The sequence below is a fragment of the Lacibacter luteus genome (assembly GCF_004118265.1).
GTDB lineage: Bacteria > Bacteroidota > Bacteroidia > Chitinophagales > Chitinophagaceae > Lacibacter > Lacibacter luteus.
Window position 1 is genome coordinate 390,369 of the sequence record NZ_SDHW01000002.1, and the last position, 16,263, is coordinate 406,631.

Annotated in this window: 15 protein-coding genes; 7 read left to right on the forward strand and 8 right to left on the reverse strand. The window is 40.8% G+C overall.

The window, feature by feature from the left end:
- The first annotated feature begins 37 nt into the window (after positions 1 to 37).
- From ESA94_RS09355 to ESA94_RS09365, 3 genes are read left to right on the forward strand one after another with little or no spacing between them, the layout of a single operon-like run.
- On the forward strand, positions 38 to 1,270 hold the full coding sequence (locus ESA94_RS09355; protein WP_129130622.1) for a DNA cytosine methyltransferase: 1,233 nt from the start codon (positions 38 to 40) through the stop codon (positions 1,268 to 1,270).
- A complete protein-coding gene (locus ESA94_RS09360; RefSeq protein WP_129130623.1) occupies positions 1,267 to 3,576 on the forward strand; it encodes an ATP-binding protein in 2,310 nt (769 codons plus the stop codon). The genes ESA94_RS09355 and ESA94_RS09360 overlap by 4 nt, the downstream gene beginning before the upstream one ends.
- On the forward strand, positions 3,573 to 4,502 hold the full coding sequence (locus ESA94_RS09365; RefSeq protein WP_129130624.1) for a response regulator: 930 nt from the start codon (positions 3,573 to 3,575) through the stop codon (positions 4,500 to 4,502). Before ESA94_RS09360 ends, ESA94_RS09365 begins: the two co-directional genes overlap by 4 nt.
- Before the next feature lie 94 nt (positions 4,503 to 4,596).
- On the opposite strand, the gene ESA94_RS09370 is transcribed toward ESA94_RS09365, so the two are convergent.
- A complete protein-coding gene (locus ESA94_RS09370; protein WP_129130625.1) occupies positions 4,597 to 5,160 on the reverse strand; it encodes a helix-turn-helix domain-containing protein in 564 nt (187 codons plus the stop codon).
- Between the two features lie 560 nt (positions 5,161 to 5,720).
- On the opposite strand from ESA94_RS09370, the gene ESA94_RS09375 reads away from it, so the two are divergent.
- The 3 genes from ESA94_RS09375 (at position 5,721) to ESA94_RS09385 (ending at position 11,442) form a co-directional block, all read left to right on the forward strand.
- Positions 5,721 to 8,669 (forward strand): SusC/RagA family TonB-linked outer membrane protein, encoded by a 2,949-nt coding sequence (locus ESA94_RS09375; RefSeq protein ID WP_129130626.1) that lies wholly within the window; start codon positions 5,721 to 5,723, stop codon positions 8,667 to 8,669.
- 11 nt (positions 8,670 to 8,680) lie between these two features.
- Positions 8,681 to 10,033, forward strand: a complete 1,353-nt coding sequence (locus ESA94_RS09380) for a RagB/SusD family nutrient uptake outer membrane protein (protein WP_129130627.1) — start codon at positions 8,681 to 8,683, stop codon at positions 10,031 to 10,033.
- A 185-nt stretch (positions 10,034 to 10,218) separates the two neighbouring features.
- The gene (locus ESA94_RS09385; RefSeq protein ID WP_129130628.1) at positions 10,219 to 11,442 is read left to right on the forward strand and encodes a TlpA family protein disulfide reductase; all 1,224 of its coding nucleotides are present in this window, start codon (positions 10,219 to 10,221) and stop codon (positions 11,440 to 11,442) included.
- Positions 11,443 to 11,499: 57 nt separating this feature from the next.
- On the opposite strand, the gene ESA94_RS09390 is transcribed toward ESA94_RS09385, so the two are convergent.
- From ESA94_RS09390 to ESA94_RS09420, 7 genes are all read right to left on the reverse strand, one after another.
- Entirely contained in the window at positions 11,500 to 11,820 is a 321-nt protein-coding gene (locus tag ESA94_RS09390; RefSeq protein ID WP_129130629.1) for a hypothetical protein, read from the reverse strand.
- 113 nt (positions 11,821 to 11,933) lie between these two features.
- Positions 11,934 to 12,368 carry a MauE/DoxX family redox-associated membrane protein gene (locus ESA94_RS09395; RefSeq protein WP_129130630.1) on the reverse strand — a complete coding sequence of 145 codons (435 nt, stop codon included), beginning with the start codon at positions 12,366 to 12,368 and terminating at the stop codon, positions 11,934 to 11,936.
- Positions 12,369 to 12,726: 358 nt separating this feature from the next.
- The gene (locus ESA94_RS21795; RefSeq protein WP_129130631.1) at positions 12,727 to 13,116 is read right to left on the reverse strand and encodes a helix-turn-helix domain-containing protein; all 390 of its coding nucleotides are present in this window, start codon (positions 13,114 to 13,116) and stop codon (positions 12,727 to 12,729) included.
- Between the two features lie 35 nt (positions 13,117 to 13,151).
- The gene (locus tag ESA94_RS09405) at positions 13,152 to 13,805 is read right to left on the reverse strand and encodes a response regulator transcription factor (RefSeq protein WP_129130632.1); all 654 of its coding nucleotides are present in this window, start codon (positions 13,803 to 13,805) and stop codon (positions 13,152 to 13,154) included.
- Positions 13,768 to 14,439 carry a sensor histidine kinase gene (locus ESA94_RS09410; RefSeq protein WP_164972686.1) on the reverse strand — a complete coding sequence of 224 codons (672 nt, stop codon included), beginning with the start codon at positions 14,437 to 14,439 and terminating at the stop codon, positions 13,768 to 13,770. The genes ESA94_RS09405 and ESA94_RS09410 overlap by 38 nt, the downstream gene beginning before the upstream one ends.
- Positions 14,440 to 14,513: 74 nt before the next feature.
- The gene (locus ESA94_RS09415; protein ID WP_129130634.1) at positions 14,514 to 15,170 is read right to left on the reverse strand and encodes a hypothetical protein; all 657 of its coding nucleotides are present in this window, start codon (positions 15,168 to 15,170) and stop codon (positions 14,514 to 14,516) included.
- Between the two features lie 12 nt (positions 15,171 to 15,182).
- Complete coding sequence (locus ESA94_RS09420) at positions 15,183 to 15,545, reverse strand: hypothetical protein (RefSeq protein ID WP_129130635.1); 363 nt, start codon at positions 15,543 to 15,545, stop codon at positions 15,183 to 15,185.
- A gap of 174 nt (positions 15,546 to 15,719) precedes the next feature.
- Here ESA94_RS09420 and ESA94_RS09425 point away from each other — a divergent pair, with 174 nt between their 5' ends.
- A complete protein-coding gene (locus ESA94_RS09425) occupies positions 15,720 to 15,971 on the forward strand; it encodes a hypothetical protein (protein ID WP_129130636.1) in 252 nt (83 codons plus the stop codon).
- Positions 15,972 to 16,263 lie beyond the last annotated feature (292 nt).

Consider the following 16,263-nt stretch of genomic DNA (forward strand, 5'->3'; position numbering starts at 1 on the left):
AAATAATAATTTTGGTTCAGAATTCTAACTCATTAATTTGGAACCAAAAACACAACCTACCTACATAGACCTCTTTGCCGGCTGTGGCGGACTTTCGTTGGGCTTACACAACGCTGGCTGGAAAGGAATTTTTGCAATTGAAAAGAGTCCCGATGCTTTTGAAACTCTCGAATACAACTTGCTTTTAAAAAAAAATCATTTTGATTGGCCTGAATGGCTTCCTCAAACAAATCATGATATCAACAAAGTATTGTCTGATTATAAAGAACAATTACTTCAGTTAAGAGATAAAGTTGACATGGTTACAGGAGGGCCACCTTGTCAGGGCTTTTCACACGCAGGGCTGAGAAAAGAAAACGATGTCAGGAATGGTCTTATTCGTTCCTACTTGCAGTTTATTATGCTGGTACGTCCTAAAATGATTTTTTTTGAGAATGTGAGGGGCTTTACCCAGGAATTTAAAACCAACAAAACAAAAGGCTGGGCCTATTCAGAGTATGTCCTAAGAGCACTGCGATTCTTTAAATACGATGTCGAAGGCCACATGGTCGATTTTTCGAAGTTTGGTATTCCGCAAAAACGAACCAGGTTTATTCTTGTGGGAGTTCGTAAAGACGTGGCCACAACAACAAAAGCTTCTGCAAAGGATTTTTTCCGGCAGTTGAAATCGAATAAATATCAATTTCTGAAAAAGAAAGGTCTGCCGCAAAAGCCAACCTTAAGTAATGCTATTTCCGACTTACTTAAGAAAGATGAAACTAATCTTGAGGCAACACCCGACAGGGGCAAAAAATTCAAAAGTGGTTTGTATGGAAATACTACTTCAAAATACCAGGAAGTATTACGTGCTGGCTATGATAATGTAATTCCCGATAGCCACAGCTTTGCCAACCACAAAAAAGAAATTGAAAACAAGTTTAAAGATTTGCTCCGCACTGAAACACCTAACAAAAACATCAGCAAAAAGGCCAGGAAAAAGTATGGCATTAAAAAACATATGATTATTCCGCTCTCGCCAAACCACCCTGCCCCAACCATAACTACTTTGCCAGATGATTATATTCACTTTTCCGAACCAAGAATATTAACGGTAAGGGAATATGCCCGGATACAAAGCTTTCCTGATTGGTATGCCATTAAGGGAAAATATACTACAGGAGGACCAATGCGGGTAAAAGAAGTTCCTCGTTATACACAAATAGGAAATGCTATTCCCCCTCTGTTTGGAGAGCAGGGAGGATTAGTTTTAAAACAACTAATCAGCAAATGAGTAGTAAATATTTTAAAGTTAGTTCGGCCTTAAAAAATCTTATTGGAAGTGATTTGATCACCGACAATTTCGTTGCTGTATTTGAACTTGTAAAAAACTCATTTGATGCCAGAGCAACAGAGGTGAAAATCATTTTTAAGGACATATATTCAAATAATGCACAAATAATCATACAAGATAACGGCAAGGGAATGGATTATAAAGATCTAACCGAAAAGTGGCTATTCCTTGGTTATTCTGCTAAAAGAGATAACACAGAAGATGATTATAGAGATAAAATAAAGTCAGGAAGAGTTTATGCTGGAGCAAAGGGTGTAGGACGATTTTCTTGTGATCGACTTGGAAAGTATTTAAATCTTACTACCGTCAGTAAAAAACCAAACAGTAGAATTGAAAATATTTTTGTTGACTGGAGTAAGTTCGAAAAAAATCAGAAAGTACTGTTTGAGCAAATTCCGGTAGTACATTCCGTAGCTCAAAAAACTAATTATAACTTAAAACATGGCACTATTCTGGAAATTTCAGGCGTTCCAGTTGATTTTTGGAACAGAGATAACTTTAAAAAATTAAAAGAAAAACTTTCAAAACTCATTCGCCCTGATCTTAACAGCTCTGATGATCTGCAAAAATTCAAAATCATTCTTTCCGTTCCAGATGAAGAAAGTAAAGACAAAGAGATTCTGAAGGAAAAGGGCAACAACGAGATACATCAGTACTATAGCACAATAAATGGCGAGATAAAAAACTTTGTATTCAATGAACTTGATATAAAGACGACAAAAATTGAATCACAAATAGACAATACTGGAATAATTACAACAAGATTAACAGACAGGGAAAACTTTATCTATGAAATAAAGGAAAAAAGCCAATTTGATTTGCTTAGCAATATAAACATCACATTATATTTTTTAAACCGTTCTGGTAAAATAACATTTCATAAGCGAACAGGAGTTGAGCATGTAGACTTTGGTAGTTTGTTTGTTTATAAAAATGGATTCCGGATTTATCCCTACGGCGAAAGAGGAGATGATTCTTTAAGATTGGAAAATCGAGCGCTTCAAGGTTACGCTAGGTATATTGGTCTAAGAAGTTTAATTGGTGAAATTTCAATTGGAAACTCAAATGAAGATCTACGAGAAACAACTAGCCGTGGAGATGGCTTGGTAAAAACAAAAGCATATGAACAGTTAACGAATACGGATGATGGATACTTGATTCAAACATTAAGAAGGCTTGAAAAGTATGTTGTAGATGTAACACAATGGGGCGTTAACAGTGATGATGAAAATATTGATCTAACATCTAAAAAAGCAATCGAAGGTCTTGTAAAACTTATTGCAAATATTTCTGATAAGCAAACTTTAGAATTAAAGTACAACAAGGATATCATCAATTTGATATCGCTTAGGGAAGAAAAAAGTGCAAAAAAATTAGTTCAAAATTTTAAGCGAATTGCTGCAGAATCCAATGATAAAAATCTTTATAAAGAGGCACAAAAAATTGAAAAGGCAATTACATCATCTTTAAAAAGAGCTGATTCTGCAGAAAAAGAAAGGGATGCAAAAATCATTGAAAAAAAACAGGTAGAAAAAGAACTCGAAAAGAAAAAAGAGCAGCTAAGCATTGCTAATTCAATTGCCTCTCAGGATATTGACAACGTTACAAATCTTCATCATCAGGTCCGGGTGATTACAGACGTTATCAAAACTGAGTTGTTGTTATTCTCAAGAAAATTAGGGAAAGGCGCAATTATTTCAAATGAAGAATTAAAGGATTTCATTGAGAAAATTTCCTTTGAAAACAATAAAATCGAAGCTATTTCGAAATTTGGATCAAGAGCAATATTTGAGAATTTTACAGACATTTCCAAAGCGGATTTAGCAGGCTTTATCGAAAACTATGTCAACAAAATTTCTAATTATTTTTCCTCCACAAAAACAAAGGTTCTTTTCCAGAATAATTTGAAGAGTCCTTTTGAAATTAGGTTTCGTCCATTAGATGTTTCAATTATTATTGACAATATGATTAGCAATTCAAAGAAGGCCGACGCTACCTCATTATATATTGAGTTAAATAAATCAAACGATAAGGAATTAAACATCTGCTTTAGAGATAATGGCAAGGGGATAAGCAAAGAGATAAAAGATGTAAATGAAATATTCGTTAAGACTTTTTCAACAACAAGAAGTACTGGATTAGGGCTCTATCACATTATGAATATCATTACAGAAAACAAGTGGGAAATTTCAGTTAATACAAATAATCCAAAAGGAGTTCAATTTAATATAATCGTAAAAAAATGAAACTAGATTATAATATTTTATGGTTCGAGGATATTAAAAGCTCTTTTGAAGCTAAAAAGCTTATTGTAAAAGAAATTGTTGAGGAATTTGGCTTTAATTTTTCCGAACCCCGTAACGAAATTGACGGAAGGAATATTGAGGCAATTGACTATGAAAAATATGACCTTCTACTTGTCGACTTAAATCTCGCCGGCACTAAAGGGCCAGCGCTAATTGACAAAATAAGACACAATGAAGGTGTGTATACTGAAGTAATATTTTATTCCTCCGATGGTGAAAAGGCAGTTCGAAACGTTTTAAAAGAATATGAAATCGATGGAGCGTATTGCGCTGGTCGTGAAAATGATGATTTTGAAGAAAAGGTACAGAAGGTAATTAAAACTACAATCAAAAAAGTTCAGGACATAAATAACATGAGAGGATTAATTATGGCAGAAACGAGTGATATCGATCATACAATGCTCTCAATTATTAATACGGTTATCAGTACCAACTCCTTTGGGATTAAGGATAGTTTGACTCAAAAAATTTTTGAAAATGTACAAAGTAAAGTATCAAGCAAAAAGGATGATTTTGATAGGTTTCTAAGAAACAACAGAATTGAAAACGTTATAAAAGACAATATAATGTTTGATACATCTCAAAAAATATTAGCTATCCAATTTATTATAGACTCTATTGATCACGAAATTACGCATCCACATAAAGGCAATCAATTTAGCACTAGTTATTCTGAGTTGAAGCAAAAGCGAGACCTATTAGCGCATGTTGTAGAAGTTTATGAGGATGGAATAAAGAAATTAAAAAGTGGAAATAGAGAACTAGAATTCACGGATGAGTTTTGTGTAGATGTTCGAGTTAAGATCAAAGGCCACTCAACTAATCTTGGGCAAATCTTGAGTTTAGTTGTTCAAACTAATTCCTAAAATGAATGCTTATATTAGATTATAAGTGTTCTCATAAATTAGTTTTCGCCTATATTCAAAAAAGAATTTAGAAATGCAAGAGTTAAAACAATGCTTATTTATAAAATACATCAACCATTCTTTTTCCTGTCTTTCCATTGGCTAATATGATGGGCTTCTTTTTACGTTTCAAAAGTTTTCTATCTACCATGTAATTCAAAATCTGTGAAATCTGTTTACTGGTATAAGAAAAGCCGTTTTGACTACAAGCGCTTCGCACTTCTTTAACATAAACAGGTTTATCAAAGAAGCCGCTTTTATATAGTTTATTTTCAACGAAAAACGAACTCTTTCCTTCAGAATTGGTTTTTATAAAATAGCTGGTTGTATGCTTAGTGTCATTGTAAAAATTTTTTAGTAACGGCGCATTCCTTAATTCTTCAGTCAATTTATAAGATCTGTCAGTAAGGTTCTTTGCAGAAATACCGAACTTATTTGCGATCTTTTCAGCTGCTCCTTCAGTAATTTCTCTTGTTCCATTCAACATTGCATATACATGGCTTTCGGATATATTAATAAACTCTGCAAATCCAGAAATTTCTAAGCCTGATATTTTCCTCAGCTTAATTAGTCGTGCGGTTAATTGTTTAGATGTGATTTTTGTTTTCGTACTTGCCATCTCCCAAAGGGAGAAAACATGTTGTCCTAAAAATTATTCAAAATATTTTGTAATTCAAATGATGTCTATTACTTTCACAGTCGAATTAATTAGAACATAGGCAAATACTATAAAAGAGTCTCGTTACTCAAAGTTTGACAGCCAAGAAAACGAGACGGTAAGTAAATGCCCATATCTTCTATGGATACACTTTTTATCCTAAGTTTGATGTGGGCCTTACCGTTATTCCGCTTTTCTTGGCTGTCAAAAAACGAGTGAGTGGAAGAAAGTAGGGCCCACATTTTACAGTCTACTTACTCCATTGCAGGCTCTCTTAACTAGAATGAGAGCACTTAGTTTACATACCGCTATTTATCTACTGCTAACAAAGTTTTTTTGTAAGCCCAAGAACCCTGTGTAAACCGTATACTTACAACAATCCCATAAACCATTTTATTAACAGCGAAGAGGTTCCCACACCCTTTCACTGCTCCTTGCTAACTCACTTTTTGCAATAACAGTTATGGTTGGCGGCAGCCGGTTGGGAGGTTAAGAACTCCTTTGCCTACCAAATTGCAAAAATGAAACAACTCATTTATTGCCTGGTATTGCTTTGCCCCTTATTTAGCAACTGCCAGCAAATCACCATCAAAGGCAACATCATCAACGAAGAGGGCAATCCCGTTCCGGCTGCTACCATTACCATCAAAGGCACATCACGGTCCACGCTGGCCAACAGCAAAGGAGAGTTTACCCTCACCGGCACAGCCCCTTACGATACCCTCATCGTTTCAGCCATCGGCTACCAAACCGCTACCGAGCCCAACAATACAAGAGGGCTTGTAACGGTCATCCTCAAACGCAAAATCACCGAGCTCGATGAAACCGTCATCATGGCCTATGGTACTACTACCAAACGCCTCAGCACAGGTAACATTGCAAAAATCAGTGCAGCACAAATCGGCACACAACCGGTCTCCAATCCTCTCGCAGCCTTGCAGGGCAGGATACCCGGTCTCTTCATTACACAAAACAATGGCCTCCCCGGTTCCACCTTCAACATCCAGCTCCGGGGCCAAAACTCCATTGCACAAGGAAGCCAGCCGCTCTTTATCATCGATGGGGTACCCCTCATGTTCAATACAGGCAATCTCGGCACCATCAACGCCGCCGTACAAAACCCGTTCAATACCATCAACACGGCCGATATCGAAAGCATCGAAATCCTTAAAGATGCCGATGCTACGGCCATCTATGGCTCACAGGGCGCCAACGGGGTAGTGCTCATCACCACCAAAAAAGGGAAGGCTGGTAAAACCTCCCTCGATCTGGCCATATACCACGGCCTCGGCAATACCACCCGCCTGCCCGCCTTGCTCAACACACAGCAATACCTCCAAATGCGCAAAGAGGCCTTGGCAAACGATGGGCTCACGGCTTCACCCACCACCGATCCCGATCTGCTGGTTTGGGAGCAAAACCGTTATACCAACTGGCCGGCCTTCCTCATGGGAGGTACAGCTAAAACAACCAACATGCAGGCAACGCTTTCCGGCGGTAACAGCCTCACCCGTTTCCAGCTCAGCGCCAACTGGTTTTCCGAAACTCCTGTCTTCCCGCAAAGTAAACCGGCCACCCGTTCCTCGGTAAGGCTCTCAGTCAACCATGCCAATCCTTCCGGCAAATTCAAGGCAACACTCACAGCAGCAGGCACCATCGATAAAAAGCAACTGCCCTTAACCGATCTTACTGCCTTCATCTTGCTGCCACCCAATGCTCCGGCCTTGTTCGATGCAGCAGGTAATCTCCAATGGACCGATGGGCTCGACAATCCCATGAGTTACCGCTTCAATACCTACAACAGCACAACGCACAACTTCACAGGTAATGCCGTACTCCAGTACAGGCTCGCTCCATCCCTTGTATTCAGCACCAACCTGGGCTACAATTTTATGCAGCTTTCCGAGCAGCGGAAAACACCCATCAAAGCACAACGCCCCTCTGCAACCACAACAGGCAGCACCCAATTGGTCAATGCCTTGCTCAACGGATGGATCACCGAACCCCAGCTTTCCTTCAAACAAAAATGGAATAGCCACAACCTGGAAGTACTCGCCGGTCTTTCAGTACAACAACGGGTACAGCAATCAGCTTCCATATCTGCATCTCTGTACAACAACGACGATTTGTTGGGCAATCTCTCTTCTGCCGGGCAACTGGCAGTGGCAAACAGCTACAGCCTGTATCGCTACAATGCAGTCTTTGGTCGCATCGCTTACCGCTACCAAAACAAATACCTCATCAACATCAACCTCCGTCGTGATGGTTCTTCCCGTTTTGGTCCGGCTAACCGCTTTTCAAACTTTGCAGCGGCAGGTGTGGCTTGGGTCTTCTCCGAAGAAGAAAACATCAAACAAGCCATTCCCTTCATCAGCTTTGGTAAACTGCGTTTATCCTATGGCCTTACCGGTAACGATCAGGTGGGCGATTACCAGTACCTCGATACATGGAGCAGCTTAACTGCTTACCAGTACCAAGGCACAGCAGGTATATTGCCAGCCCGTCTCTTCAATCCCTACTATGGCTGGGAGCGTACCAAAAAACTCGAAGCAGCTTTGGAACTTCAGTGTTTCAACGACCGTATCAGTGTAACAACCGTCTGGTTCCGCAACCGCAGCGATAACCAGCTGGTCTTCGATAAACTGCCCAACCAAACAGGCTTCCCCAGCATCCTCCGCAACCTCGATGCCTTAATCGAAAACAGCGGTTGGGAGTGGAGCTTCAGTGCAACCACCCTGCAGGCAAAACAGTTTACCTGGAAAACCGAAGCCAATCTCACCATACCCGTCAACAAACTACTTCGTTACCCCGCTCTTGAATTATCAGCCAACAGGTACACTTACCAGCTCGGTCAGCCGCTCACTGTTTACCGGGCATTCCAATACAACGGTATCGATCCGCAAACGGGGCTTTACAGTTTTACCGATACAGACAATGATGGCAATATCAGTTCACCCAACGATTTAAAAACAACAGGCTGGTTCGGCCCTCGCTTATATGGTGGTTTGATCAATACCCTTAACTGGAAAAACTGGTCGTTTACGCTGTTCATCCAATGGGTGCAGCAAACAGGGCGCAGCTATACCAACTCACTGGCCGCAGTACCGGGCACCATGTCCAACCAACCTTCGGTGGTACTTCACCGTTGGCAAAAACAGGGCGACAATACTTCCGTGCAGCGCTTCACCGCATCAGTTGCTTCACCTGCTTACACCGCATGGTTCAATCTTCGTTCTTCATCGGACGCACTGGTCAATGCTTCTTTTCTCCGGCTGAAGAATATGGAGCTCGCATACAGCTTTTCAAAACATTGGTTAAAGCGAAACAGGATCGAAAACCTGCGCATCTACATGCAGGCACAAAACCTGTTCACGCTTACGCCTTACAAAGGCACCGATCCAGAATCGCAGAACATACTCAGCCTGCCACCTTTAAACATTGTTACTGCAGGCATCAACATCACACTTTAAAATACAGGCACATGCAAACACATAAAACACTTGCGTTCATGGCAGCATTGCTGCTCTTAGCTTCCTGCAAAAAGTTTGTAGAAATTCCCGGCCCCGAAAACCAGGTCATTGCCGGGCAGGTATTCGTTACCGATAGTAAAGCCACTTCGGCAGTAACGGGTATCTATGGGTTCATGATCAATGCTGCACCGGCTTATTCCAATTTTCTTACAACCGTGTATGCAGGAATTTCTTCCGATGAAATGAGCCGCTTTAATCCTTCGCTCATTTTTCAGGAGTTCATCAACAATAAAATAACACCCGCCAATGCACAGGTGCGTAACTTATGGACGGGTTTATACAAACAAATCTATTATGCAAATGCCTGTATCGAAGGCATTGAAAAATCAACTTCACTAACGCCGGCAACAGCAACACAACTCACGGCCGAGTGCAGGTTCATCCGTTCGCTTTGTTACATGTACCTCGTCAATATGTTTGGTGATGCTCCCTTGCTGCTTACAACCGATTACCAGGTTAACGCATTGGCTCCACGCACAGCTGAAGAAACAATCTGGCAACAGGTCATTGCCGATTTAACCTTGGCAAAAAACAAACTTCCCGAACAATACAGCACAGGCGAAAAACTGCGGCCCAACAAATGGGCTGCTGCTGCATTGCTGGCAAGGGCCTATCTCTACAACCGGCAATGGAGCTTGGCCGAACAGGAAGCAGCTGCAGTCATCAACTCCGGCATGTTTACACCCTTGCAGGCACCGCAAACGGTCTTTCTTAAAAACAGCAAAGAAGCCATCTGGCAATTGGCACCACGCACCGGTGTGTTACAGGAAACGTCCAATCTTCGTCCGGCCGGTACCTCTCCGCAGATTTTTCTTACACCGCAGCAGCTCGCTGCATTTGAACCAAACGATCAACGCAGGCAGCGTTGGGTCGATAGTATCACCACCCAATCGGTAAAATATTATTACCCGGCCAAATACCGAAATACCACAGCAACAGTAAACGAGTATTACATGGTGCTCCGCATGGCCGAACAGGTACTCATTCGTGCTGAAGCATTGGCACAGCAAAACAAGTTAACAGAGGCAATAGCCGATCTCAATACCATCCGCACAAGAGCAGCCTTGCCGCCGCTTCCGGCCACGCTTACACAACAGCAAATACTCGATGCAGTAGAGCAGGAGCGCAGGGTCGAACTCTTTGCCGAATGGGGGCATCGCTGGTTCGATCTTAAACGCACAGGTCGCATCAATACAGTAATGAACGCAATAAAGCCCGCATGGCAACCAACGGCTGCACTCTTTCCGCTTCCGCAGGATGATGTATTAACAAACAGCAACCTCACACAAAACCCCGGCTATTAATGATCATAAACGGCTGTCCGTCTAAAACAATTTGTTCACGGCTGAAATCCTTGCCTGTTCGGAGCCTGCCTTTCCCCTCCCGGAAGTGCCTGCTCCGCTTTGCGGAGGGGTGGGGTGGGTTGGGTTTTCACTGAGCTTTCAATCACCTGCATTATTTTCTTTAACAACAACGAAAAAAACAATAAATGAAAAAAACATACTTGCTTTATCTGCTGCTGCTGGTTATCTATGGCAAAAGCCTTGCACAAACAGAATTAACGGTAGGCGATAAAATGCCGCCGCTTGTTTTAAACAATATCCTCAACAGCAAAACAACAGCTGCAAAACTGCAGGCAAAGAAAAACCAGTTATTGCTCATCGATTTTTGGGGCACCACCTGTGGCACCTGCATCGGTTCAATGCCCAAAATGGCAGCATTGCAAAAAAAATGGGGCGATAGTATAAACATTATACTCGTCTCCCCCGAAGAAAAAGAAAAAATTGAAGACCTCTTCCGTCGTCGCAAAGAAGTAAAAACAATTGGTCTCCCCATTGCTTATGGCGATAAGATGTTGCGTAAACTTTTTCCCTATCAGTCCGTACCGCAAATCGTGGTAATTGATGATCAGCAGCGCATCAGGGCCATAACATTTCATGAATACATTACAGAAGAAAATTTAAACCGCATCCGCCGGTCCGATACAGCAACCTTACCGTTAAAACATGATATAATCGGGGTTGATTATTCTGTTCCGTTTATAACAACAGGTCTTGTCGGAAATGAGGATGTTTTTTTCAGCACACTGTTTACAAAAGAAATACCCGGCCTCTCTTATGGCTCCGGGTTTAAAAACAACCACACAAAATTTATTGCGAAGAACATGACGCTGCGGGATTTATATGAATCGGCTTACATGCGGCAGATTTTTATTCTCGCCAGGGAAAAGAATTTAAAAATACTGGTTGATTCAGGTGTAAACACAACGGATAGATACTGCTTTGAGTTAAATATTCAGGATCAGGGTAACAACAAAAGAAATGAGTTTTATTTACTGAACCAGATGCAACATGCACTTGATCAGTTCTTCGGGGTAAAAAGTAAAGTGGAAAACAAAACAATGGAATGCTGGGTCATCCGAAGTAATAAAGAAACAGACACTACAATTGTTGCTGAACCTGCAGTAAAAGAAACATTCACTTCATTCGAACTGATCAATTATGCAGCATCAGGCTTACCCGCCTATATACATGCTGTATTACCCGTTAACATACCCATTGTATATGAAGGACACCAGAAGAAACAGGTAACAATCAATTTTAGAAAACAAGACGAGTCCATCGAAAGTGTACAGCAACTACTGCAAGAGCGAGGATTCACAATGAAAATGGAAAAAAGAGAAAGTAAAATACTGCTTGTGGTACAGCGGTAATAATCCATGTGAAAACCAATAAAACAGCCCTTGTCTAAGGGCTGTTTCTGTTAAACATCAATCCTTTTTCCGTTCCTCGTCATAATCACTTACCGTACTGTAGCCGGTATTGATATGATAAACAGTACTGCTGCCGCTGTTAAGCGACACTTCTCCCTGTGAAATCGAAAGGGCACGAGCACAGGGCGTAAGTGAACCGGGGCAGGAAATAGGTGGTTCGTCACCCATGGTTCCGTTTGTTGGATTGGTTGCATTACCATTTGCATCTACTGCAAACCATACAAGATCCGAATCGTAATTCCTGGTAACCGGTTGTGTAAACGCAACCATCACAGCTGCAAGTACAACCGCAGAAAAACCTAAAACATACTTTTTCATAAATGCATAATTTAAAATGATGCTTACTCTGTTCAGGGTTTTCAGCATGGCCCCTGCCCTCCGTAGCTTTAGCGAAGGAAGGCATCAATACATGTAATCGTTGCGCAACTTTTTCAGTATTGAATATCTTTTGCCACTTGTTGCTGTCTGCGTATCGCATACAACCCAAGCATAGTAAGGCCAATAAAAAACAGGTTAAACCATACATGCTGTTGCCAGCTCATCTTGCTGATCACACCTCCGCAACTGCACGGCAAATCAGCAACAAACAAAACCATATACAGTAAATACAGCGTAAACAAAACAAGCAACAGCAAAGAAGCATACAAACCTGCTCTTCGTGTTCGTTCAAAAAACAGGAGCAGTACAACAACCAACTCAGTTACGGGTAGTAACCAGCCAATCGTGTCTGCTCCCTTATGAATCGGGGAAGATTCATCAATGAAACGTATAAAGTTTGCATAGTCGGTTAATTTACTGATAGCCGTATACGTAAACAGCAGAATCAGCAAACTCGAACAAAGAAGTGCAACAGGAATGTTTTTCATCGTCAATAAGTTTATCAACGAATCATTCCCCGCTTCACTCCTTAAAATTCTAAAATCATTTCACCCTTTGCAAATAAATCAGGTTTCAAAAAAGTAATGAATCGTTTCAATTCGGTAATGAATAGTCTTAAAGAAAGGTTTCTTAGAATGTAACACATAAACTACCCAATAGAGAAATTAGACTGCTGCACATAGTATGTACATGTTAATTATTTGCTGAAGCGACAGTAGTACATCAGCTAAATCAAGGAACCCTCCGGGATCAGGAGGTAATTGATCCCGGGGTCTTTTTTGGTTACTTTTTGGACAAGCAAAAAGTAACAAGAAGAAATTCAAAATGTATCTGTGTATTTAAGTTCTACTTGCATTTCAGGAATTTTTCAAATTGTTTTTTTTGAAACTGGCCGGGAGTTATTTTTTCAACCTTCTTAAAACACGTAATAAAATGCTGCACATTCTTAAACCCGCATTGCATTGCAACCACTTTTACTTGTAGCGTTGGGTTATGTAATAAGCGTTTCGCTTGCTTGATTCTGCTTTGCAATAAAAACTGGTAAATACTGGTACCATATAACTTTCTGAAACCATACTTTAGTTTATAACTGTTAATACCAACATGCAAAGCCAGCTTTTCAATACTCAAATGTTGCGTTATATCAGCAGCGATAACGCTCTTTGCTTTTTTGATACATTTTAGTTCATGCGCACTGAAATATAATTTCTTTTCTTCCATAATCATGCAATACATTCTTCCCCGATTGCATGTACTATAAAATAATTCTGCTAAGGCTTATACAAACCATGCCGTATCGCATACACAACTATACCCGCAATGTTTACCGATCCTGTTTTCTGCATAATCACATCACGGTATTTATCAATAGTACGTTTGCTTAATTGAGTAAGCAAGGCAATTTCCTTGCTGGCATATTGTTCGCAAATAAGCCGTATAATTTCCTGTTCAGTTTCGTTCAGCACAACAGCATTTTCATCCCCGGGTAAACTTGTTTTTGCAAGCTGTTTAAACAGCCGCATAGAACCGTCGTTACTGAAATAGGTAAGTCCCTTGCGGGCTGTAACAATAGCTTCAAGTAATTCATACTTGCTGCAGCTCTTTAATAAATAACCGTTGGCACCCGCCTGCAGCATATCAATTACGAGGTGATGATCGCTGAACATGGTAAACGCTAACACACCAAGCAACGGATAACGTTCTTTCAGAATCCTTGTGGCAGCAATACCATCCATCACCGGCATTTCAATATCAGTAAGCACAACATCCGGCTGCAAGGCATCAACACGTTCCAGCAGTTCCTGTCCGTTGGCACAGGCTGCAATGATTTCCAGTGAAGACTCATTGCTTAACATCAGTCCTATTCCTTCGGCAAGAACTGGATAATCATCGGCTACGATGATGCGGGTCTTTTCGTTCGTCATAGATCTGTATAGGTAGTTCAAATAAAAACTCAGTTCCTCTTATCTGCGGTTGAAGCTGTTTCATTTTACCGCCAAGTAAATAAGCTCTGTTCTGCAAACTGTTTAATCCAAGCCTTGTTCCGTCGATCGTCGCTTTCAACCGCTCAATCCCTTTACCATCATCAGTATAAAACAAATACAGTTTGCGCTTATACTCACGTAATTCAATATGCAGGTTCTCTGCCTCCGAATGTTTTACGGCATTATACACCAGCTCCTGTACAATCCGGAAGATCTGCAATGCATAAAACGAAGAGGGCTTACTCACAAGCCGGTAATTTAATTTCATCTTCATCTTGCTTACTTCGCTAAACTGTTCTACAAAATCGGCAAGTGCCGTTTGCAGTCCTTTTGTCAGTAATACTTTAGGTGTAAGATTACGGGCGATCTCTCCCGAACGATGCATTAACGTTACAAGGTTTTGTACAGCATTGGCATGCCGTTGCTTTTCTGTATCTGTTTGTGGCTGCAGTTGCTCAAGCTGAATTTTGGTCATCGCCAGCAGTGGACCGAGTTCATCGTGCAGATCACTTGCAATCCTTGTCCGTTCTCGTTCCATTACCTCCATCTCAGCAAGAAGGTTTCTGGTAAGCATCCTGAAATGTTTCAGCTGTCCTCGGTAAACAGCATATCCAAAATAGAGTAACAAAGTTAAAATTACAGTTGCACTCAGGACGATTGCAGAATATAAGGTCGTTTCAGTGGTATCCATAATGTTGCAAAGGCATAAACCAGGTTAGTAAATAAGTTTATATACCCTAATAACTCGTAAATACGAAGGCGGAAGGCGGTGCTCTTGTTCAACCCGTAAAACCAAAAGACTTCTACCAGTATGGTATAAGTGAAGTAAACAATAAAACCCATACAAACAAGAAACTTGGTTTCATACAGCAATGGTCCAGGCTCGCTGAACATCACATCACACAAAAGATTGATCGCCATAAACACAATGAATGTCGCATAAAGAATAATACAGTACGAAAAATAGATATAAAGACTGCTCCTGTAAGCAAACTCCATTAACCATGCAAAACCAAAAAATAAAAGCAGGAAATAGAACTGTCGTTGTTTCCCTTCAAATAAACCCCATTTGTAAAACTGCAAACAGATCAGGAACACTTCCAGCAATGTAAAAACGTTATAAGTTAACGCATTCGAATAACCCGAAGTAACAAGCAGCAGGCTCACAAGCTCATGTAAAAAACCAAGCCACAGCAAAAACAAAAAAGGCAAAAAAGCCGGATCAGTTTTTCGTATCCTGATCCAGCCGATGATGGCACCAATGCCAACAGTAAAACTAAAAGCTGCATTCAACTCAAAATTCATGTGTTTGTTTTATTAACTGTTCAGAGGCGAATCAGCAGGGCAGAGATCCGGGCACCGGATTCCTCTTTCCGCAATGTCTTCACCCTCTTCCATTGTTGAAAGCATACTTGCTGATGCAGGCAGAAGATCATGACCATTTGCATCAATGGCAACAATGATCGCATGTACTTTCAGATCAATGCCCATGCCGTAATAAATGCGCAATCCGGCACAGCCATTCTTGGCAAGCAGCGTGTCAAATGCTGCTCGCTCAAATGCTTCCGATCGTGCAAGAATATTTCGTTGCTGAAATTCCGGCTTCAGGATATTTTCCTGCTGTGCACGGAAAAGAGTGGTCATTTCAATAGCTTCCTGGAGTGAAATAAAATGGTTCATAAAATATGGTTTTGTTACTCCACAAAACTGTAAACGAATACACAGCTATACAATCCTGTTTATGCGATAACGCAAGGGGTATTTATACTACTTACGAACCGCAGCAAATAAATACGATACGATAAATAACAGGAAGAACGGGTATTTTCTTGGTTTCAATTTAAAAAGAATCTCTTGAAATTTATACCTCGTTTAACCGGAACATACACTATGCAAACAGTACCCAACCGAATACCGCAGCGTGTTGTACTTTATACACGTGACGTAGAAAACATCACTGGCCGGCGTGGTCGTACAGCACGACAGCTTTTGCAAAAAATCCGTACCGCTCTTGGCAAATCAAAAGACGAATTCATCACCATCAAAGAATTTTCCCTCTTTACCGGCATCGACGAAGAACTCATCAAAGACTTCCTCCAATCTTAAGCAATGCCAAGTCCTGAGCGAAGTCGAAGTGTGAGCGACTTGCTCCCGTAACGTAGCGAAGGAGAGTGTCGAAGTAAATCATCATCTGTGTCCATTTGCGTCCCTCTGTGGCAAAAAAAGGTAAGTACAGCGCACCATCTATTCGTGTTCTTCGTGGCTTACTTAATTTGTGTTTATTTGCGGCCATCTGCCGCCAAAAATATTCGTAAACCCTGTGTCATCCACGGTAATTTTCCCTCAACCCAACTTGCTAATATCTGTAAAGCATACTAACTTAAGGTACTGTAATCTT